The following is a 19,708-nucleotide window of genomic DNA, read 5'->3' on the forward strand; positions in this document are numbered from 1 at the left end:
CAACTCATTTTGGAAAGAAAGCTGAAGCCCTGGGGCGGGAAGTGATGCGGCACTGGAACGCCATTGGTCCGAGAGACAATGCCGAACGGCATGGTCGAACGCGACCATCCGGACCTGTCGATCGGCCGGCAGTGCGCTCTGCTACAGGTCCCTCGTTCGTCGTTTTACTTTACGCCGCAGGGTGAGACGGACCAGAACCTCGCGTTCGCCATGGACCTCGAACCAGTGGCGGCCACATGGCTCATTGCGGTTGATCGACGTGCAGTTCCTCGACACGCCTTTCCTGGCGTCCGTCAGATGACCTGGCACCTGCGCAGTTGCAGGGACCGTGGCCCCAGTGGGGCCGCGCAAGCCCGAAAACGGCCACAAGGTGAACGAAAAGCGCATACGTCGGCTTATGCGCCTGATGGGTCTGATGCCGATCTAGCAGAAGCCCAACACCGGCCGGCCGGCGAAGGGACACAAGACCTACCCCTATCTGGCTCGCGCGGCCTGCGTGTGGACCGGCAAAATCAGGTCTGGTGTGTGGACATCACCTATCTGCCGATGCGTCGCGGCGCTCGTCATGGCCTCGGACCGGTGGCGGCTCATGCCTCGCTCTCCCTGGTGGCGATCATGGACTGGCACACCCGCATGGTCCTGGCGTGGCGGATCTCGAACATCGAGCCATGGTCCGCCACTGGTCCGAGGGCCATGGCGAGGGGACGCCGACTTCTGCGTCGAGGCGCTGAACGAGGCCATCTATCGGTTCGGACCGCCGGACATCATGACCATGGAGCATGGTCGCGCCATGGGTCCAAGCGGCCATGCGACGTCAAGGGTCCCAGTTCACGTCGTTTGCCTGGACAGACCGCCTGCGACGGTCGGGCGTCCGCATCTCGATGGATGGCAAAGGCGTTCGCAAGCGCACCCTGGACAACACCTTCATCGAGCGTCTGTGGCGCGCCCTGAAATACGAATGCGTCTATTTGCATGCCTGGGAGACCGGATTGCAGGCACGCACCCGTGTCCGCAACTGGATGGAATTCTACAACCACCGCCGGCCGCACAAGGCCCCTGGCGGTCGACCGCCGGCAGTGGTCTCCTCACTGACAGCAGAAGCAACGCAACCCGATCAGCAGGAGCAGATCAGAGCTTAAAAAGCGCCAGATCCCGTCAAAGGAATGGGGAGAACCTCACATCGCAACCCCGACCTAGGGCATGTTCATCATTCGGATCGTGGATCACAATACTCCTCTGTCGACTACCAGTCGCTGCAAATGCGGCATCCTGATCTCAATGAGCGGGCGCAGGAACTGTTACGACAACGCGATGATCGAGACGGCCTTCAAGACCCTTAAGTCCAAGCGGGTTTGGCTGGTCAACTGGCAATCCCACCAGCAGGCTGAAAAAGCCGTCGCCAGATACATCGACGGGTTCTGTAACCCCGTTAGGCGACATTCATCGCTCGGCTTCCAAAGCCCCACCGCCTTCAATCGTAAGGCCACGGACGTGAGCTAAACGCTCTTAACAAAAGCCGGGCAAGTCCAATGATGGTGTGCTGCTTCAGTAGGTAATCACGATAAAGTGATGACCAGCGTCTTGTGGAGATTCCAGATCTTACAACCCAAGAGTGCGTAGAGTTTAAATTGCTCACCTTTAAGACTTTCTGCACTGTCTGCATTTATTTTATCTAAACATTTCGGTACGTTTCACCTCCGTTTCAGCGATAATTCACGTTGCTGAGAGGCGACGTGTCCTCAGCAGATTTCGTTCGCTCGGAACGTATCACTGCTAGAGTTGCAGCCCATCTCGACTGGAACCGTACCGTTCGGTTCTTTCTTGGTCATGCATCTTCGCGTACATAATGTGGTAATGAAGGTTAACAGGGTCGCCGTCGCGGTCCTGCACTTGGCCCCTGCAGTATTTGCGCACGGGCCCCGATCGGAGCGAGGCCAGACCATGCGACACGGCATCCGACCCCATCCCCCGTGCCCGCACTGGCCGATCGCTTACTGACTCCTGAAGGGTGCCTTCGGGCGCCCTGGCAATTCCGATTACCTGATTGGCCCCCAGAGCTGTTCTGCGGGGACGGACCTCTTACGCCCCTGTTCCAAGGAGACGCCCATGCCCGTCCTTACCCAACTTGAAGGCACGACCATTACCGGAACCGTCGACTCTCCCGTGGTGACGCTGCCGCCCACATCCGTGCTGAATGATTTCGGCGCCGGCCAGTCCTTTGACGGCTATCGCGTCCAGGACGATGAGACAGGTCCTGCAACCGTCGCCGCAGGCGAGTTCCTGACCCCCGTGATCGACGAAGAGCCGTTGCCGGGGACGTATCTTGGCTCCGGCATCCTGTCGACGGCGGGGCTGCGCGTCGGAAATCCGGCTGGCGGGCTCTTGAGTCCGAACCTCGGACTGTCTGCCCAGATCAATCCGGTAGGGGTCGACTACTTCCGTGACGGCGAGGGTAACGTTTACTTCATCAGCGATGCCCCACTTACGGCCGATCGTCTCCTGGTCACGGTGACTGTGAAGCTAACCGGGCTTCCGTCGGAGACGCTGACCGTTCCGCTTTCGGAGCTGAACGATACGATCGCCGACTTGGACCCAACGGGCCTGCTTGTCCCTTTGCTTCCGGGCGTCGACGATTTGGCGCAGTCGCTTCTGGACTCGGCCGTCATTTCGACGACCATCGACGCCGACGGCACGCTTGAGCTGCCAGACGGTGATTTCGAAGTCGTGTGCTTTGCCGCTGGCACCCTGATCGACACGCCGGATGGGCCGGTGGCTGTCCAGACCCTTCGCCCGGGCGATCTGGTCATGACGCGCGACAACGGGGCGCAGCCGCTGCGCTGGACGGGATCGCAGCGCCTGTCCGCGGTGGCGCTGGCGCGCAATCCGCGACTGACGCCGGTCCGCATCACGGCAGGTGCCCTGGGCATCAACACACCGTCCCGGGATCTGATTGTCTCTCCCCAGCATCGGGTGCTGGTGCGGTCCCGGATCGCGCAGCGCATGTTCGGTACGTTCGAGGTGCTGGTCGCGGCCAAGCAACTGCTGTCGCTGGACGGGTTCGAACTGGCCACCGATCTGGCCGAGGTCGAATATTTTCACATCATGTTCGACCGCCACGAGGTCATCCGGTCCAACGGGGCGGATACCGAATCGCTCTATACCGGCGTGCAGGCCCTGCGCATGGTCGGCCCGGCCGCACGGCAGGAGCTGCTGACGCTGTTTCCGGATCTGGTCGATGCGGGTCGCGCGACCCTTCCCGCACGCGATCTTCCGCAGAACAGGATGGTGCGCAAGATGGCCGAACGCCATCAGCGCAACGCCTGCGCACTGGTGGGCTGAACCGCCGGCGCGACAGCAAGAAGGCCGCCCGTCACGGGCGGCCTTTTCGATTCAGGCCCGTCGTGCCTTGCGGGCACGTTGCCAGGGGGCGCCGTGCTCCAGCCACAGGGCCGACACCCACCACAGCGCCACGCAGGCCCACAGATCGACCGCAAGACGCCGCCACGTGGGCTGGTCCGCGGGGGTCATCTGGAACGCGTCGCCCAGCACCGACAACAGCACGCAGGCCACGAAGGCGAACAGTCCGCCCTTGCCGATCTGCTGCAATGCGACGCCGGGGCGGGTGGCCGCCAGCCATTCCATCGGCCGTGCCAAGGGGACAGAGACCAGCCACGCGGCGGCGACGATCGCCAGATAGCGGGTGCCGTCCAGGCTCCATTTGTCGATGGTGCCATAGACCTGCATCAGCGCCTGGCGAAAAGCCAGCGCGGGCTCTCCGATCCGGGCGCCGATGACGATGGCGCTGCCGAAGGCGAACATGCCGATCGCCAGCACCGTCAGCACGTGCCGCCACGGCCACAGCACCGCCATGATCGTCTGGCGATAGAGGCCGATCGCCGTGCCGGTATAGAACAGCATCTGCCAGCCGAACGGGTTGAACAGGAAGCCGTTCTCGGTCCGGTGGTTCGGGATCATCGCGTTCAGTTCGGGCGCGTGCCACCACAGCAGGACCGACCCCAACGCCACGATCAGCGGCCAGCGCAGCATCAGCGGCACCACAACCACCGAAAGGGTGATCAGGATCACGTAGACGGCCAGCACATCGATGATGTTGGGCTGGACCCAGAAGGTGGCGACCGTGCCGAGGAAGCCCAACGGGTTCTCCAGGATCCAGATCGCGTACTGATTCCAGATCGCCGTGTGCGGACGATCCAGCGCCAGCAGGGCCGCCGACAGCAGCGCCATCAGCACTGCGCCGATCAGCATGGCGCGCCAGACCTCGAACGCGCGGCGGGCGAACCGGCGCTGGGCCATGCGGCGTCCCTCGCGAGTTTCGACGCTGCGCCAGACAAGGCCCACCAGAAAGCCGGACAGCAGCACGAACATCTCGGACGCATCGAAGATCGAGAAGTTCGGCAGCGTCGTCCCCCGCAGGACCGAGATCGGCATGTGGTTGATCATGATGCTGACCAGCGCGTAGCCGCGCAGCATATCCAGCGCAATCAGACGGTTCATGCGGGCAACCGGCTCCACCGGGTCAGGAGGGCCGGATCCAGCAGCATGGCATCCGTTTCGGTGCGATCCATGTCGTCAAGGGCGGCGACCTGTCCGCTGGCATGCTCGATCTTGGCGCCGGCGGTGATCCGGGCCAGGCGGACCGCGCGGGGCAGGTCGTCGGGCAGGGGGGCCAGCATCGCGACATGGCGCGCCAGCAGGTCCGCGTCGGACCCAAGCCGCAGCATGCTGTCACGCCCGGTCATGGCCTGGGGCAGGGACCGGCTGATGGCCGAGGCCTCGGTCAGGATGGCGGGGGGATCGCGTTCCTCGGGGGTGACCAGAAGGCCGCGCAGGCGTGCCCACCGGCCGAAGACCGGGCTGGCCGACAGGCGCGAGGTCAGAGGCGACAGGATCAGCCCCGCCAGGATCGGCGACAGCCAGATCAGCTGGGCAGGAGAGAAGGTCGCCAGCACGATCAGCGTGCCCAGGCCCAGGACGACATGCGCCCAATGGTGGCGCAGCACCACGCCCCAGGACGGCATCGATCCGGCGCGGGTCTGCGCGTTCCAACCGCTGTCGCGGCCCGACAGGATCTCGAAGATCTGGCGGGTCTGGACCAGCATCTGCACGGGCGCGATTAGCGCGGACAGGACCGTCTCGAAGATGGCGCTGGCAAAGATGCGTACGCGGCCGCCGGAATTGCGCGCCAGGGGACGTGCCCAGGCCCTGAAGGTCGCGATGAACTTGGGCAGAAGCAGCAGGCCCATGGCGATGGCGAACAGCCACAGCATCCGGCGGCTGTCGAAGACCGGCCATTCGGGGAACAGCTGATAGGCGTTGGGGAAATATTCCGGCGTCGACAGCAGCACGGTGGCCGACAGCACCAGACCCACCAGGATCAGGGCCAGCCACAGCGGGCTCATCAGAAAGCCCATGATGCCGATGATCATGTGCGCCCGGCTGATACCGCGCAGGCCCTTGACCCCCAGCAGGCGGGAATGCTGCAGGTTGCCCTGCGCCCAGCGGCGTTCGCGCACGGCCATGTCCAGCAGCGTGGGCGGGCATCCCTCATAGCTGCCGCGCAGGTCGTGATCCAGGCGCACGGCCCATCCGGCCCGGCACAGGGCGGCGGCCTCCACGAAGTCGTGGCTGAGGATGGTGCCGCCGAAGGGCGGATTGCCGGGCAGGCGGGGCAGGCCGCAGGCTTGGGCAAAGGCGCTGACGCGGATGATCGCGTTGTGACCCCAGTAGTTGCCGGTATCGCCCGACCACGCGGCCACGCCGCGCGCGATCATCGGGCCATAGACGCGACCCGCGAACTGGGTCAGGCGGGCAAAGATCGTCTCTCCGCCGACCAGCATAGGCATGGTCTGGATCAGGCCCGCCTGGGGGTCGGCCGACATGCGCGCCGACAATGCGCGGATGGTGGCGCCCGACATCACGCTGTCGGCGTCCAGCACGACCATCTGGTCATAGCGTCCACCCCATTGGCGCACGAATTCCGCCAGGTTGCCCGACTTGCGATCGTCGTTGGACAGGCGGCGGCGATACCACAGGGGCAGTGGCGACAGGGTGCGGGCGCGGTCGATCACCAGCGTCTCGTTGACGGCGATGGCGGGGTCGCGGGTGTCCGACAGCACGAAGATCTCGGTCCGGTCGGCCATGCCCTCGGCCTCCAGCTCTCGGGCGAGGGCGACCAGAAGGCCCGTGCTGGTCGCGACATCCTCGTGATAGATCGGCATGACGACGACGACGCGGGCATCGTTCGGCCCATCCGGCGTGGTCAGGCGCGGGGCCAGGAACCCGGCCAGCGTCCCGCAGAACGAAAAGCCCACCCAGGCAAAGGTCGGCACGAACAGCACCAGCAGCGCGATCTGCATCGGCGTGGGATCGGCGCCAAAGGCCGCCAGCATCTGCGAAAAGCCCACGACGGCCAGGACTGCGGTGCCGCCAAAGGCGATCAGCCGCGCAAGCCAGACGCGAAGGCTGTTCATGCGCCGCGCGGGCCCCGCCTGCGGGTGGCGCGCGAAATCCTGCACGGGCATCGTCAGCGGCGCCAGAGGCGGCACAACGGGTGCCACGGCCGGCGCGTCGGAACGACCGGCCGTCGTCATGTCATGGTCCATGGTCATGCCGTCCAGCGCGTCAGCCAGGTCTCGCTGAGGGCGAGGCCGTCGGGATCGGTCAGCAGCGCGCTGAGTTCGGACAGCTGCGTCCGCCCCGGTTCGAATTCGAATGCCAGGCGCAGCACGCCCTGTTCCGGCAGCGGTTTCAGATAGGCATGCGCGATCCGGCCCTCGGACGTGCTGACCTGATAGTTGGGCAGCGTCTCGCGGAACATGCCAAGATCGAAATCGATGATATAGCTGCGCGTCGTCTCGACATTGATCGACCGGCCGGACCGCACCTGCCGGACCTTGGCCAACGGCAGGTTGCTGGGCGGCAGACCCGCAAAGCTGAGGCGATAGCGGAACTCGGTCCGCTCTCCGCCGGGGATCGTGTCGGAGGGCAGCCAGTAGCTGACGATGTTGTCGTTGAACTCGTTCTCGACCGGGATCTCGATCAGGCGTACTTCGCCCGCCCCCCAATCGCCCTCGGGCTCGATCCAGGCGGAGGGACGCAGATGGTACATCGCCTCGGCATCCTGATAGGTCTCGAAGTCGCGGGGCCGCTGGACCAGGCCAAAGCCGCGCGGATCGGTGTCGACGAAACTGCTGATCTGCAGGTTGCGCGGCGACATCAGCCCGCGCCACAGCGACTGGCCCGCACCGGTCTGCATCTGCAGCCCGTCGCTGTCGTGGCAGGCGGGGCGGTAGTCGTCGACGACCCGGCGGCTGGCCGGGCTGAACCAGAACATCGACGTCAGCGGCGCCAGGCCCGTCTCGCGCAGATCGACGCGCGGGAACAGCGCGACGCGGGTCCGCACCATGGTCACCGCGCCGGGCGTCACGTCGAACTGGAACGCTGCCGCGACCGACTTGCTGTCCAGGATCGCATAGATGCGGACGCTTTCCGCGCCGGGCTTGGGCTCGACGATCCAGAAGTCGGTGAACAGCGGGAATTCCTCGCCGTCGGGGCTGCCGGTCTTGATGGCCAGGCCACGCGCCGACAGGCCGTACAGCGTGCCGCGCGCCACCGCGCGGAAATAGCTGGCGCCCTGAAAGACGATGAACTCGTCCATGACGCCGGGGCGGTTCAGCGGCGTGCGCATCCGAAACCCGGACCAGCCCATGTTGCCGATCGTGTTCAGGTCCGGGCCGTCGGGGAAATAGCGTTCGTCGAATTCCAGCAGCGCCGGGTCGAACGGGATCGGCCGGGTGACGCCGTCGCGGACCAGGTTGATCTGAACCGGTTCATAAAAGATCGAACCGGGCGACAGCAGGTCCACCCGGAAGGTCGCGTTGCCCGCCAGCGGGTCCTGATCGCGGCGGAAACGGATGCCGCGATACTGGTCATAGTCCAGGTTGGCAAAGCTGCCGACCAGTTCCGCGACCGGCTGGACGTAAAGGCGCGCGGACCGTTCCTGCGCCAGCGTCGCGACCTGTTCAAAGTCGAAGGGCTGCGGGGCAGGGGGCCCGAAGGCTGCGGGGTCCACGCCTTCGGCAGGCGCCTGGGCCTGTGCCGGGACCGCCATCAGCGATCCACCGGCAGCCAGGGCGGTGGCAGCATTGAGAAATTGACGACGTTTCATATCCGGGGATGTCTCGACAAGGATAAGCGAATATACGCGGCACGCCGCAGTGCAGCAAGCGTGCCGGGCGGTTTGCTCGCTTATCGGCCGATATGGGCCCGCCGGGCAAGCAGGAATCGGCCTTGTCGGTTCATTGTCGTGCCAGCCAGGCCGTCACGGGGCCGCGCACGCTGGTCAGGCCCTCTGCCTCGGCCTCCTCGATGACGCGGGCCAGCTCGACGATGCTGATGCGCCGGATGAGGTGCTTGACCGGTCCGATCGACGCCGGCCGCATCGACAGGCGGTGAATGCCCAGGGCCGCAAAGACCAGCGCCTCGACCGGCCGCCCGGCATCCTCGCCGCAAAAGGACAGCGGCACGCGGGCATCGGCGCAGCGCGCGATGATCTGGCGCAGCATCGAAAGGAACGACACGTTCAGCGTGTCATAGCGACGGCGGACCCGCTCGTTCTCGCGGTCGGCGGCAAAGAAGAACTGCTTCAGGTCGTTGCCGCCGATCGAGATGAAGTCGCACATCTCGAAGAACCGCTTGGGTGCGAAGGCCAGCGACGGCGTCTCCAGCATGGCGCCGACGCGGATGTCGCTGGGCATGGAATGCCCCAGGCGCTGTTCGCGCGCCATCTCCTGCATCAGGATGCGGTGCGCGGCCTCGTATTCGGTGATGTCCGCGATGAAGGGGAACATGACGTGCAGGGGCCGGCCCACGCTGGCGCGGATCAGGGCCTGCAGCTGCATCCGCAGCACGCCGCGCTTGTCCAGGCCCACGCGGATCGCGCGCCACCCCATCGCGGGGTTCGGTTCGTCCTGTGGCTTCATGTAGGGCAGAACCTTGTCCGACCCGATGTCCAGCGTGCGGAACATCACCGGCTTGCCCTGGGCGTTGTCCATGACGCGCGCATACAGACCGGCCAGCTCGGCGCGCCGGGGGACGTGGCTGCGGACCAGGAACTGCAGTTCAGTCCGGAACAGGCCAACCCCCTCGGCGCCCGACCCCTCCAGCGAGGGCAGGTCGGCCATCAGGCCTGCGTTCATGAACATCTGGATGGTGGTGCCGCAGGTGCCCGTGGCGGGCTGGTCGCGCAGGTCGGCATAGCGGTCCTGCGCCTCGGCCTGCATGGCGATCTTGTCCAGGAACGCCTTGTGGACGGTCTCCTCGGGGCGCAGGTGGACGACGCCCTGATCGCCGTCGACCAGGATCGGGTCGCCGTTCAGCGCCTCGGTGGTGATGCGGGTGGCGTGGATGACCAGCGGAATGGCCAGCGCGCGGGCGACGATGGCCGCGTGGCTGCCGACCGATCCCTCCTCCAGCACGACGCCCTTCAGGCGACGCCCGTATTCCAGCAGCTCGGCCGGGCCGATGTTGCGGGCGACAAGGATCGGGCGTTCGGGCATCTCGGCGCCGGTGTCGTGTCCCTGTCCGGTCAGGATGCGCAGCAGGCGGTTGGACAGGTCGTCCAGATCGTGCAGGCGATCGCGCAGATAGGGGTCGGCGGCCATCTCCAGCCGGGCGCGGGCGCCGGACTGCTCCTTCTCCACCGCAGCCTCGGCCGAAAGGCCAAGGCGGATGTCCTCCTCCATGCGCTTCAGCCAGCTGCGCGAATGGGCGAACATCCGATAGGTCTCCAGGACCGCGGCATGATCGCCGTCGCCCATGTCGACCGCGCCCAGCATCCTGTCGACCGTCTCGCGCAGGGTCTCCACGCCCTCGTGCAGGCGGGCCAGTTCCTTGTCGGGGTCGTCGCCGACCGGGTTGGCGATGACCACGCGCGCCTCGTGCAGCCAGACGCGCCCCTCGGCCACGCCCTCCTGCCCGGTGGCGCCGCGCACCAGAAGCGGAAAGCGGTGCGCCAGCGGCAGGCTGTCGGACTGGCTGCCCTGGAACGCGCCCAGTTCGGTCATCTCGGCCAGGACCATGGCCACGACCTCCAGGCCATAGACCTCGTCCTCGGAGAACTGCCGGGCGGTCGCGCATTGAACGACCAGGACGCCAAGCCGTTCCCCGACCCGCTGGATCGGCACGCCCAGGAAGGCGGGAAAGACCTCCTCCCCGGTCTCGGGCATGAAGCGGAAGCCGGGCTGGGCGGGGGCGTTCGCGGTGTTCACATTGCGCCCGGTACGGGCGACGCGGCCGACCAGACCCTCGCCCAGGCGCAGCCGGGTCTGGTGGACGGCCTCGGGGCGCAGCCCTTCGGTCGCGCACAGTTCCAGCGTGTCGGCATCGCGGAACAGATAGATCGAGCAGACCTCGGTGCCCATCGAATCGGCGATGTGGTGGGTGATCTGGTCAAGCCGATCCTGCCCACCGCCCGCCGCGGCCAAGATTTCCTTGAGCCGCTTCAGCAGCTTGCGAGAGTCGCTGTCGGTGCGATCCTGCATCGCCTGCCCCGCCTTCTGCCGTTACGCGTGTCCCCGACCGGGGAACCAACCAGAGGGCGTTATGCCTTCTCCAGTTCGAAGGCATCATGCAGCGCCTGCACGGCCAGTTCCATGTATTTCCGATCGATCAGCACCGAAATCTTGATCTCGGAGGTGGAGATGACCTTGATGTTGACGTTTTCATCGGCCAGCGCCTTGAACATGCGGGCGGCGACGCCCGCATGGCTGCGCATGCCGATGCCCACGACGGACACCTTGGCGACCTCGGTGTCGACGACCAGTTCGTCATAGGCGATGTGGCCGGCCTGGCGGGCCTCCTCCATCGCACGCTTGGCGCGCTCGACCTGGTTGATCGGCACGGAAAAGGTCATGTCGGTCACCGAACCCGGGTGATCGTCATAGTCCTTTTCCGAGATGTTCTGAACGATCATGTCGACGTTCACGCCCGCATCGGCCAGCGGCGCGAAGATCGCGGCCGAGATGCCGGGACGGTCCTCGACCGTGACCAGGGTGATCTTGGCCTCGTCGCGCGACGAGGCGACACCGTTGACGACTTTCGATTCCATGATTTCATCCTCATCGCAGATCAGCGTGCCGGAATTTTCGTCGGTATCCTCGAAGGAGGACAGCACCCGCAGGCGCACCTTGTAGCGCATCGCAAGCTCGACCGACCGCGTCTGCAGCACCTTGGCGCCAAGGGATGCCAGCTCCAGCATCTCCTCGAAGGCGATGCGGGGCAGCTTGCGCGCGCGCGAGGTGATGCGCGGATCGGTGGTATAGACCCCGTCCACGTCGGTATAGATGTCGCAGCGTTCCGCATCGAAGGCGGCGGCGAACGCCACCGCGGTCGTGTCCGATCCGCCGCGGCCAAGCGTGGTGATGCGGCCTTCGGGCGACAGGCCCTGAAAGCCCGCGACCACGGCGACCTTGAAGCCTTCGGCGAACTTCTGGTCAAGGTTCTTGCGCGGGATGTCCACGAAGCGTGCTGCCGAATAGGCGGCGGTCGTGTTGATCGGCACCTGCCAGCCCTGCCAGCTGCGTGCGGGCACGCCCATCTCCTGCAGGGTCAGGGACATCAGGCCCGCGGTCACGTTCTCTCCGGAACTGACCACCGCGTCGTATTCGCGCGCGTCGAACAGCGGAGAGGTCTGTTCGACCCATCCGACCAGTTCGTTCGTCTTGCCGGACATGGCGCTGACGATGACGATCACGTCATAGCCCCGCTCGACCTCGCGCTGCACCTTGCGGGCGGCGTTCTTGATCCGGTCCAGATCGGCCACCGAGGTGCCGCCGAATTTCATTACCAGAAGCGGCATCAAGGGCCTCCAGCCAAAGGATGTGCGTCGGCGGGGCTTTTAGGGGCGGTGCGCGCGAACCGCAAGGGGCGGCGCTAGTTCGTCTTGGGACGCGGGACGAAGGGCAGGGGGGCCACGGGAACGCCGTCCTCGATCAGCTTGCGCGCATCCTCGGGGCGGGCCTCTCCATGGATGGCGCGGGCGGGCCGCGTGCCCTCGTGCATCGCGCGGGCCTCCTCGGCGAAGGACAGGCCGACATAGTCGGAGCTGGTCTCGATCTTGCGGCGCAGCGCCTGCAGGGCGGCCTCGGCGGGGTTGCGGGGGGCGGTCAGGGTCTTGTCGCTGACCGCCGGGGCCATCAGCGCCCGGTCGACCTTGGTCGCGCCGCAGACCGCGCAGCCGACCTGACCCGCATCGCGCATCGCCTCGAACCCGTCCGAGGACCGGAACCAGCCGTCGAAATCATGCCCCTGGTCGCAGCGCAAGGCATAGCGGATCATCGCAACAACTCCTGTCAGATGATCCCTATATCGGGTCCGCCGGGGGCGCGTGCAAGATCGTCCAGCCGCGCGATCAGCGCCGCAGGATCGCCCGCCCGGTCCACCAGCACGGCCCGCGCCGCGCGGCCCATCGCACGGGCCTCGTCGGGCGTGTCGGTCAGCCGCGACAGGGTCGCCGCCAGATCGCCCGCGGGTCGCGCCGCGCCGTGCCCGTCCAGCGCATCGAAGGCCTCGACGAAGTTGCCGACATGGGGGCCGTGGATCAGCGCGCAGCCATGGGCCGCGGGCTCCCACGGGGTGTGGCCGCCATGGTCCTGCAGGCTGCCGCCGATGATGCAGATCCCGGCGCGCGCGTACCAGCGCGCCATCTCTCCCAGGGTGTCGGCCAACAGCACGCCGCCCGGCGGCGCATCGTCCGCGCCCACGCTGCGGCGCGCGAAGGACAGGCCGCGCGCCGCGATCAGTGCCGCGATGGCATCGCCCCGGTCGGGATGGCGCGGCGCCAGGATCAGGCGCAGGTCGGGCCGGGCATCCCGCAGCGCGGCAAAGGCGTCCAGCACCGGCCCGTCCTCGCCCTCATGCGTTGATGCCGCCAGGATCACCCGGTCGCGGGCCGCGCTGTCCGGGGGCACGGGCTGCGCCGCAGGGGCCAGCAGCTTGAGGTCCAGCCGCGGCAGCAGCGCGCGGTGCGGCAGGCCCAGGTTCAGAAGGCGCGCCTCGCTGCCCTGATCCTGCGCCGACAGGGCCGCGACGCGTCCCAGCATCGGCCCGATGATGCGCGGAAACCGCGCCCAGGTGCCCGCCGACCGTTCCGACATGCGCGCCCCGATCATCGCCTGGCGGATGCCGCGTTCGGCCAGCAGGCGCGACCGCAGCGGCCAGAACTCTCCCTCGACGGTGATCGCCAGCGCGGGGCGCGCGGCATCCAGGAACCGGGCCAGCGCGCCGGGCAGGTCAAGGGGCGCCAGCCGCGCGGGCAGGCCCCAGTCCTGCGCCAGCGCGCGGCCCGTCTCGCTGTTGGTGGTGACCGTCAGGGGGTGGCGCGCGGCCAATGCCTTGATCACCACGCGGGCCGAGGTCAGCTCTCCGACGGATGCGGCGTGCAGCCAGATCGCGGCGGGGCCGGGCGCGCCCGTGCAGACCAGACGCTCGCGCAGCGCCCGCGATCCGCCCAACCGCGCGCGCAGGCACAGCGCGGCCTCGGCGATGCGGGTCGTGGCGTCATAGATCATGCAGGAAGGTCCCCTCGGTCAGGATGAGGTGGAGGCGGGTACCGGAATCGAACCGGTCTTCACGGATTTGCAATCCGGTGCGTAACCTCTCCGCCAACCCGCCGCCGTCGAGAGTGGCCGTGTCCTAGCGGATTGCCGCGACCCTTGCAAGACGCGAAGCGCGGGGCCGATGTCCTGCGTTGCCCAACTGCGGGAAACATGGCAATAGTCGGCCAAACAGGTCCAGCAGAGGTTCCCCGACATGAGCGATTTCGCCGCGCGCCGCACGACGATGGTGGATACGCAGGTGCGCACCAGTGACGTCACCAAGTTCCCGGTGATCGACGCGATGCTGACCATTCCGCGCGAGGAGTTCGTTCCCGCCAGCCGCCGCTCTGTCGCCTATTCCGGCGAGAACCTGGACATCGGCCACGGCCGCGTCCTTCTGGAGCCGCGGACCCTGGCCAAGATGGTCGATGCGCTGGACATCCAGCCCGACGAGCTGGTCCTGGACCTGGCCTGCGGCTATGGCTACTCCGCCGCCGTCATGGCCCGCATGGCCGAGGCCGTCGTCGCGATCGAGGACGACGCGGAACTGGCCTCCGAGGCCGAACAGCGCCTGTCGGAGGCGGGCATCGACAACGTCGCCGTCCTGCATGCCCCGCTGACCGAAGGTGCGCCCAAGCAGGGCCCTTATGACGTGATCCTGATCGAGGGCGCGGTCCAGGATATCCCCGTCGCCATCGTCGAGCAACTGCGCGAGGGCGGCCGCGTCGCCGCGCTGTTCGTCGAGGGCGCGCTGGGCGTCGCCCGGATCGGCACCCGGCAGAACGGCCAGCTCAGCTGGCGCTATTCGTTCAACGCCAAGGCGCCGATGCTGCCCGGGTTCGGCCTGCAACGCGGATTCGCACTGTGACCCCGCTTGCGCGGTTCGCGGGGGGTGCGCTGCTGGCCTTGGCCGCGGCACTGCCCGCCCGCGCCGAATCGCTGGCCGACACCATGGTGGCGGCCTATCGCCATTCGGCGCTGATCGAACAGAACCGCGCCGTCCTGCGCGCCGCCGACGAGGATGTCGCGGCCTCCGTCGCGGCCCTGCGCCCGGTTGTCGAATGGGTCGCGCGCCAGTCCGCCTCGCGGACCGAGGGGGGTACGACCGTGCGGTCGACCTCGCTGTCCCTTGGCGCGCAGCTGACGCTTTATGATTTCGGACGCTCGCAGCTGGCCATCGACGGGGCCAAGGAACAGGTCCTGGCCACGCGTCAGGCGCTGGTGGGGGTCGAACAGGACATCCTGCTGGCCGCGACCGTCGCCTATTTCGACGTGCGCGAGGCGATCCAGCAGGTCGGGCTGCAGGAAAACTCGGTCGACGTCCTGTCCAGCGAACGCCAGGCCGCGCAGGACCGATTCGACGTGGGCGAGATCACCGTGACCGACGTGGCGCTGGCCGATGCGCAGCTGGCGGCGACCCGTGCCGCGCTGGCTGCCGCCAACGGCCAGCTGGAGATCGCGCGCGAGGCCTATCTGGCCGTGACCGGCCGCCAGCCGGGTCGCCTGGACGCGCCGCCGCCGCTGCCCAACCTGCCCGCCACCCTGGACGAGGCACGCCAGATCGCGCAGCGCACCCACCCCGCCATCGGTCAGTCGCAACGCCAGGCCGCCGCGGCCGAGATCGGCGTGGCCGCCGCCGCCGCCGAACGAAACCCGACCCTGTCGGGCACGGCCAGCGTCGGCGTGACCCGCGCGCCCGAAGCCAGCCTGGGCGGCCGCTATGGCAGCCGCAATTCGTCGTCTGTGGGGTTGGAACTGAGCCAGACCCTGTATTCGGGCGGGCGCCTGTCTGCCGCGCATCGTCGCGCGATGGCGCAGCGCGACCAGGCACGTTCGGCGCTGCTGAACACCGCGCGCCAGATCAGCCAGCAGGTCGGAGAGACCTGGGCGAACATCGCCGTCGCCCGCGCGCAGATCACCGCGATCAACCAGCAGATCTCGGCCGCGCAGCAGGCCTATGACGGCGTCCGCGAGGAGGCGCTGCTGGGTGCGCGGACCACGCTGGACGTGCTGGACGCCGAACAATCGCTGCTGGAGGCGCGGGCCGACCGGATTTCCGCGGAATCAAATCTGCAGTTAGCTCATTATCAACTTCTGGCTGCTATGGGTCTGTTGACGGTAGAAAACCTGCAACTGGGGATACCCACCTATGACCCATCGCAATATTACAATGCTGTGCGGGACGCGCCCGCAACCAGCAAGCAGGGCGAAAGCCTGGACCGCGTGCTGCGCGCCATCGGCCGGAACTGATCCGGCCCCGGCGGTGCGCCATGACTGAGGCGCGCCGCATGACCCCCGTCGAGGATTCGGCGACCGACACCCCCGCACCGCGGCGCAGCACCGCCAAGGCCGCTGCGGCGCCCAAAGCACCGCGCCGCCGCAGCGCCAAGGCCGATGCGGCCGCCCCCGCCACCAAGCCTGCCCGTGCCAAGGCCCCCCGCGCCAAGGCCGACCCGGAGGCCAAACCCGCCCGCGCGCGCACCCGCAAGGTCGCGTTGGCGCAGCCCGCTCAGGTCGTCACCCTGCCGGTCCTGACCCAGGATCAGCCGATCGGGCAGGCCGCCCAGGAAATCGCCCGCATCCGTGCCGAAATGCAAAGCATCCGGCACATGATCGACGGCCAGCCCGTGACTCACAGCGACGCGCGCCCGATGCTGCACCGCCTGTCTCAGGATCCGACCCCGCGGGGCATGCTAGCGGGCAGCACGGCCTCGGTCATCCAGCTGACCCCGCATCTGCGCAGGGCGGTCGCGGATCTGCCTGACGACGGCGTTCCGTCGTCGCGGCCCCGGCGCACAACAGGCAAGGCCCGCGGCAGGGCGGCAGCGGCGCTGGCCCTGCCTGACGCGGTCGTCGAGGCGCCCATTTCCGATGCCCTGACCGAGGAGGTCGTGGTGCCTGCCGTGGCACCGGCGGTCCTCCCTGCCGCAGCGGCGCCCCGGTCCCGTATCGCACGGCTGCTCTCTGCCTGGGGCGACTGGCTGCTGTGGCGCCTGCTGCCGCCGGCGATGCCCGCCCAGGCATCCGCCCAGGATGCGGCCATCGGTCCTGCGCAGGTCCGCGGATCAGCGACCGCCGATGTCGTCCCTGCGCCACAGGCCCATGCGCCCGCGGGCGACGGTCCCGACCGTCCGCAGGCGGACGATGCCGCCGCGCTGCCGCATCTGCCGGTCGCGCAGATCGTTGCCCAGACCGTCGCGCAGATGATGGACGACAAGACCATGCGCGCCCACCTGCAGGAGATGATCCGCGAGGAGCTGGAGGGAGAGATGGGCGCCCGCTTTTCGGGCAACCTGCGTGCCGTGGTGCGACGCGAGATCGCGACGGCGCTGGATGAACGGCTGACGCATCTCTGATCCCCGTCCGGGAATCAGTTCAGGTACCGCTCGGGGTCGACGCTTTCGAACCCCCGGCGGATCTCGAAATGGACGAAGCCCGCGTCGCCCGCCTGGCCCAGGGATTGTCCCGCGCTGACGCTGTCGCCCTTGGCGACGGCGACGTCGCCCAGGTTGGTATAGACGCTCATCAGATCGCCCTCGTGGCGGACCACGATGATCGGCGTGCCCGCGCTGTCGCGGGTGATCGCGGCCACTTGGCCGCTGCCAGCCGCGGTGACAGCCGTGCCGCCCGATGCCGCGATGTCGATCCCGTCGTTCTGGCCCTTTTCATAGACCCGGATGATCGACCCCTGGACCGGCATGCGGAACTGGCCGCCGCCCGATGCCGCGGTCCGCGTGGATCCCAGGTCGGTCTGCGGTGTGTCGGGGGCGGGGGCGCCCGCGGGTGGCGTCTCCTCGGCGGGCAGGGGACGCGTGGCCGATGGCGGGGTCGGGGTCGGGCTGCCCGCGCCGGGGGCGGTCGTGGCCAGCCTGTCGGGTTTCTGGCCGGGCTGCGGCACCAGAAGACGCTGGCCGGTCCGCAGGCTCATGTCGGCCGGCAGGCCGTTCCAGCTTGCCAGATCCTGGACGCTGACGTCATAGCGACGCGCAATGGCCCAGGCCGTCTCTCCGGCGGCGACGACATGTTCGCCCGGATTTGCAGCGGCGGCAGGGGCCGGGGCGGCGCGTCGCGCCGTGGGGCTGGCCGGGGCGCTGCCGGCAAAGGGGTCGGTCACGATCGTCGTGCCGCCACCGGTCGCGGCCCCCGCGGGCGCACCGGCAGCGACCTGCGTCGGCAGGACCAGGACCGCACCCGCCAGCAGGGGCGCGTCGGCGGGCAGGGCGTTATGGGCGGCCAAAGCCGCCGCATCCAGCCCAAGCCGGGCGGCGATCGATGCGGGCGTGTCGCCCACCTGCGCGACCGCGACCTGGCCGCTGGAAAAGCTGATGACGCCGCGCGCGTCGGGCGCCGGACGGGGTGCCGCGGCTGCGGCCGCGGGGGCGGTGTCCATGCCCCCGATCAGCCCGCGCAGGTCGGGGTCGAAACTGCCATCCGACCCGCAGGCCGTCAGCGCCAGCACGGCCAGCATGGCGCAGCCGGTCCGAATATCACGTCTTGTCATGGTCCTGTCCTCGGCCTGCCTGGTGGTGGCCGGGGGTCATGTCTGGCCCAACCCCTCGACCAGCGGAACGAACCGCACCTGCCGCAACTCGTCGTAATCGAAACCCTCTTGGGTCCGCGTCACGCGGATCAGGGTCTGGACCGCGTCCGACTGTCCGACAGGCACCACCATGATACCGCCGATCTTCAGCTGTGCCAACAGGGGCCCGGGCGGATCCTCGGCCGCGGCGGTCACAAGTATGCGGTCGAAGGGGGCCTGGTCGGGCAGGCCCCGCGATCCGTCGGCCACCTGCGCGATGATGTTGTAGAGGCCCAGTTCGCGAAAGATCGCCTCGGCCTCATGGACCAGGCGGCGGTGGCGGTCGACGGTGTAGACGCGCCGGCACAGTCCCGACAGGACCGCGGCCTGGTATCCCGAACCGGTGCCGACCTCCAGCACGGTGTCCCGGGGACCGACGTCCAGGGCCTGGGTCATCAGGCCGACGACCGAGGGCTGGCTGATCGTCTGGCCGCAGGGGATGGGCAGGGGGGTGTCCTCATAGGCGCGGTCGGCGAACTGGCCGCGCACGAACAGGCCGCGGTCGATCCCCTCCATCGCGGCCATGACCCGCGGATCGGTCACCCCGCGGGACCGCAGCTGAAAGACGAACCGCATCTTGCGTTCCGCGTCGTCGTCCTCGTCGCTCATTCGGCGGCCCGTACCAGCGGATCGTCCAGCGCCGCCGCCAGTCGGTCCAGCGACGCATGGCAGGTCAGGTCCGCCCGCATCGGCGTGACCGAGACGAACCCCTCCATGTTGGCGGCCACATCGGTCCCGTCGCGCGCCGGCGCCTGCTGCGACCCGCCCGCGATCCACATGAACCGGCGCCCGTTCGGCGCGCTGTAGGGCTGGGCGGCAAAGCGCGATCCCTGGCGCTGGCCCTGGGGTGCGACGCGTAGGCCCCTTACCTCCGCGGCCGGGACCGGCGGAAAGTTCACGTTGTAGAACAGGCGGAAGTCGGCATCCGTCGACCAGTCGCCATGATCCAGAAGGCGGCGGATCACCGCGGCGCCATGCGTGCGCGCGCCTTCGAAGGGGTCGGCAAGGTCCGCGGTGCGCGGGCCCAGGTACTGCGACAGCGCGATCGCGGGCAGGCCCTGCAGCGCGGCTTCCATCGCGCCGCCGATGGTGCCCGAATACATGGCATTCTCTCCGGCATTGTTGCCGCGATTGACGCCCGACAGCACCAGGTCGGGTGCCGCGCCCACGATGTCGCCCAGGGCCGCCAGCACGCAGTCGGCGGGGCTGCCCTCGGCGGCATAGCGGCGTTCGGCCAGGCGGGCGACCATGGTGGGGTGGGTATAGCTGATGCAATGACCCACGCCCGACTGCTCGAACGCGGGCGCGACGGTCCAGACCTCGCCATGCGGGCCGGCCAGTTCGGTGGCGATCTGGTGCAGCACCTCCAGGCCCGGGGCGTTGATCCCGTCGTCATTGGTGATGAGAATGCGCATCCTGTCCCCTGTTCCGGCTGACCGCGCCCCTGCGCACGCGGATGTGACCCGATCTGCTTAGCGGGGGCGGCTTTCTGCTTCAACCCGTTCCTGCGCCG

General features: G+C 68.1%; 14 protein-coding genes, 1 tRNA gene and 2 pseudogenes. 6 read left to right on the forward strand and 11 right to left on the reverse strand.

Features of this window, described 5'->3' with window-relative positions; genetic code table 11:
- Positions 1-361: 361 nt before the first annotated feature.
- From FHD67_RS21200 to FHD67_RS12375, 3 genes and pseudogenes are all read left to right on the forward strand, one after another.
- Positions 362-1,073, forward strand: a pseudogene (locus FHD67_RS21200) (integrase core domain-containing protein); the annotation flags it as partial.
- 108 nt (positions 1,074-1,181) lie between these two features.
- Positions 1,182-1,500 (forward strand): annotated as a pseudogene (locus tag FHD67_RS12370) (transposase); the annotation flags it as partial.
- 606 nt (positions 1,501-2,106) lie between these two features.
- A complete protein-coding gene (locus FHD67_RS12375) occupies positions 2,107-3,339 on the forward strand; it encodes a Hint domain-containing protein (protein ID WP_139598854.1) in 1,233 nt (410 codons plus the stop codon).
- A gap of 51 nt (positions 3,340-3,390) precedes the next feature.
- Here FHD67_RS12375 and opgC read toward each other — a convergent pair whose 3' ends face one another.
- The 8 genes from opgC to FHD67_RS12415 all read right to left on the reverse strand — a co-directional run bounded on the left by opgC (position 3,391) and on the right by FHD67_RS12415 (position 13,692).
- Positions 3,391-4,515 (reverse strand): OpgC domain-containing protein, encoded by a 1,125-nt coding sequence (opgC, locus tag FHD67_RS12380; protein ID WP_046000353.1) that lies wholly within the window; start codon positions 4,513-4,515, stop codon positions 3,391-3,393.
- The gene (gene mdoH, locus FHD67_RS12385; RefSeq protein WP_139598855.1) at positions 4,512-6,629 is read right to left on the reverse strand and encodes a glucans biosynthesis glucosyltransferase MdoH; all 2,118 of its coding nucleotides are present in this window, start codon (positions 6,627-6,629) and stop codon (positions 4,512-4,514) included. Before mdoH ends, opgC begins: the two co-directional genes overlap by 4 nt.
- The gene (locus FHD67_RS12390) at positions 6,626-8,131 is read right to left on the reverse strand and encodes an OpgD/OpgG family glucan biosynthesis protein (protein ID WP_046000127.1); all 1,506 of its coding nucleotides are present in this window, start codon (positions 8,129-8,131) and stop codon (positions 6,626-6,628) included. The genes mdoH and FHD67_RS12390 overlap by 4 nt, the downstream gene beginning before the upstream one ends.
- Positions 8,132-8,318: 187 nt before the next feature.
- A complete protein-coding gene (gene ptsP / locus FHD67_RS12395) occupies positions 8,319-10,562 on the reverse strand; it encodes a phosphoenolpyruvate--protein phosphotransferase (RefSeq protein WP_127897964.1) in 2,244 nt (747 codons plus the stop codon).
- Between the two features lie 59 nt (positions 10,563-10,621).
- Complete coding sequence (locus FHD67_RS12400; RefSeq protein ID WP_045981474.1) at positions 10,622-11,878, reverse strand: aspartate kinase; 1,257 nt, start codon at positions 11,876-11,878, stop codon at positions 10,622-10,624.
- A gap of 74 nt (positions 11,879-11,952) precedes the next feature.
- Complete coding sequence (locus FHD67_RS12405; RefSeq protein WP_045981475.1) at positions 11,953-12,357, reverse strand: DUF1178 family protein; 405 nt, start codon at positions 12,355-12,357, stop codon at positions 11,953-11,955.
- A 14-nt stretch (positions 12,358-12,371) separates the two neighbouring features.
- The gene (locus FHD67_RS12410; RefSeq protein WP_139598856.1) at positions 12,372-13,589 is read right to left on the reverse strand and encodes a 3-deoxy-D-manno-octulosonic acid transferase; all 1,218 of its coding nucleotides are present in this window, start codon (positions 13,587-13,589) and stop codon (positions 12,372-12,374) included.
- A gap of 29 nt (positions 13,590-13,618) precedes the next feature.
- Positions 13,619-13,692, reverse strand: a tRNA-Cys gene (locus FHD67_RS12415).
- 138 nt (positions 13,693-13,830) lie between these two features.
- Here FHD67_RS12415 and FHD67_RS12420 point away from each other — a divergent pair.
- Genes FHD67_RS12420 through FHD67_RS12430 form a run of 3 tightly spaced genes read left to right on the forward strand, consistent with a single transcriptional unit; the run spans position 13,831 to position 16,972 of the window.
- On the forward strand, positions 13,831-14,484 hold the full coding sequence (locus tag FHD67_RS12420) for a protein-L-isoaspartate O-methyltransferase family protein (RefSeq protein WP_139598857.1): 654 nt from the start codon (positions 13,831-13,833) through the stop codon (positions 14,482-14,484).
- Entirely contained in the window at positions 14,481-15,866 is a 1,386-nt protein-coding gene (locus tag FHD67_RS12425; RefSeq protein ID WP_046000130.1) for a TolC family outer membrane protein, read from the forward strand. Before FHD67_RS12420 ends, FHD67_RS12425 begins: the two co-directional genes overlap by 4 nt.
- Before the next feature lie 20 nt (positions 15,867-15,886).
- Positions 15,887-16,972, forward strand: coding sequence for a hypothetical protein (locus FHD67_RS12430; protein WP_139598858.1), 1,086 nt, complete (start codon positions 15,887-15,889; stop codon positions 16,970-16,972).
- Between the two features lie 14 nt (positions 16,973-16,986).
- On the opposite strand, the gene FHD67_RS12435 is transcribed toward FHD67_RS12430, so the two are convergent.
- Genes FHD67_RS12435 through surE form a run of 3 tightly spaced genes read right to left on the reverse strand, consistent with a single transcriptional unit; the run spans position 16,987 to position 19,610 of the window.
- The gene (locus tag FHD67_RS12435) at positions 16,987-18,117 is read right to left on the reverse strand and encodes a LysM peptidoglycan-binding domain-containing protein (RefSeq protein WP_176695116.1); all 1,131 of its coding nucleotides are present in this window, start codon (positions 18,115-18,117) and stop codon (positions 16,987-16,989) included.
- A 36-nt stretch (positions 18,118-18,153) separates the two neighbouring features.
- Positions 18,154-18,804, reverse strand: coding sequence for a protein-L-isoaspartate(D-aspartate) O-methyltransferase (locus FHD67_RS12440; RefSeq protein WP_045981481.1), 651 nt, complete (start codon positions 18,802-18,804; stop codon positions 18,154-18,156).
- On the reverse strand, positions 18,801-19,610 hold the full coding sequence (gene surE / locus FHD67_RS12445; protein ID WP_139598859.1) for a 5'/3'-nucleotidase SurE: 810 nt from the start codon (positions 19,608-19,610) through the stop codon (positions 18,801-18,803). Before surE ends, FHD67_RS12440 begins: the two co-directional genes overlap by 4 nt.
- Positions 19,611-19,708: the final 98 nt, after the last annotated feature.

The sequence above is a fragment of the Paracoccus haeundaensis genome (genome assembly GCF_006239215.1).
Classification (GTDB): Bacteria; Pseudomonadota; Alphaproteobacteria; order Rhodobacterales; family Rhodobacteraceae; genus Paracoccus; species Paracoccus marcusii.

What these genes read in the sequence shown, in the direction of transcription:
- FHD67_RS12430 (WP_139598858.1), top strand. Translation starts at nt 15,887, where the DNA reads ATGACTGAGGCGCGCCGCATGACCCCCGTCGAGGATTCGGCGACCGAC.
- FHD67_RS12405 (WP_045981475.1), bottom strand. Translation starts at nt 12,357, where the DNA reads ATGATCCGCTATGCCTTGCGCTGCGACCAGGGGCATGATTTCGACGGC.
- mdoH (WP_139598855.1), bottom strand. Translation starts at nt 6,629, where the DNA reads ATGACCATGGACCATGACATGACGACGGCCGGTCGTTCCGACGCGCCG.
- FHD67_RS12435 (WP_176695116.1), bottom strand. Translation starts at nt 18,117, where the DNA reads ATGACAAGACGTGATATTCGGACCGGCTGCGCCATGCTGGCCGTGCTG.
- ptsP (WP_127897964.1), bottom strand. Translation starts at nt 10,562, where the DNA reads ATGCAGGATCGCACCGACAGCGACTCTCGCAAGCTGCTGAAGCGGCTC.
- FHD67_RS12375 (WP_139598854.1), top strand. Translation starts at nt 2,107, where the DNA reads ATGCCCGTCCTTACCCAACTTGAAGGCACGACCATTACCGGAACCGTC.
- surE (WP_139598859.1), bottom strand. Translation starts at nt 19,610, where the DNA reads ATGCGCATTCTCATCACCAATGACGACGGGATCAACGCCCCGGGCCTG.
- opgC (WP_046000353.1), bottom strand. Translation starts at nt 4,515, where the DNA reads ATGAACCGTCTGATTGCGCTGGATATGCTGCGCGGCTACGCGCTGGTC.
- FHD67_RS12390 (WP_046000127.1), bottom strand. Translation starts at nt 8,131, where the DNA reads ATGGCGGTCCCGGCACAGGCCCAGGCGCCTGCCGAAGGCGTGGACCCC.
- FHD67_RS12440 (WP_045981481.1), bottom strand. Translation starts at nt 18,804, where the DNA reads ATGAGCGACGAGGACGACGACGCGGAACGCAAGATGCGGTTCGTCTTT.
- FHD67_RS12420 (WP_139598857.1), top strand. Translation starts at nt 13,831, where the DNA reads ATGAGCGATTTCGCCGCGCGCCGCACGACGATGGTGGATACGCAGGTG.
- FHD67_RS12410 (WP_139598856.1), bottom strand. Translation starts at nt 13,589, where the DNA reads ATGATCTATGACGCCACGACCCGCATCGCCGAGGCCGCGCTGTGCCTG.
- FHD67_RS12400 (WP_045981474.1), bottom strand. Translation starts at nt 11,878, where the DNA reads ATGCCGCTTCTGGTAATGAAATTCGGCGGCACCTCGGTGGCCGATCTG.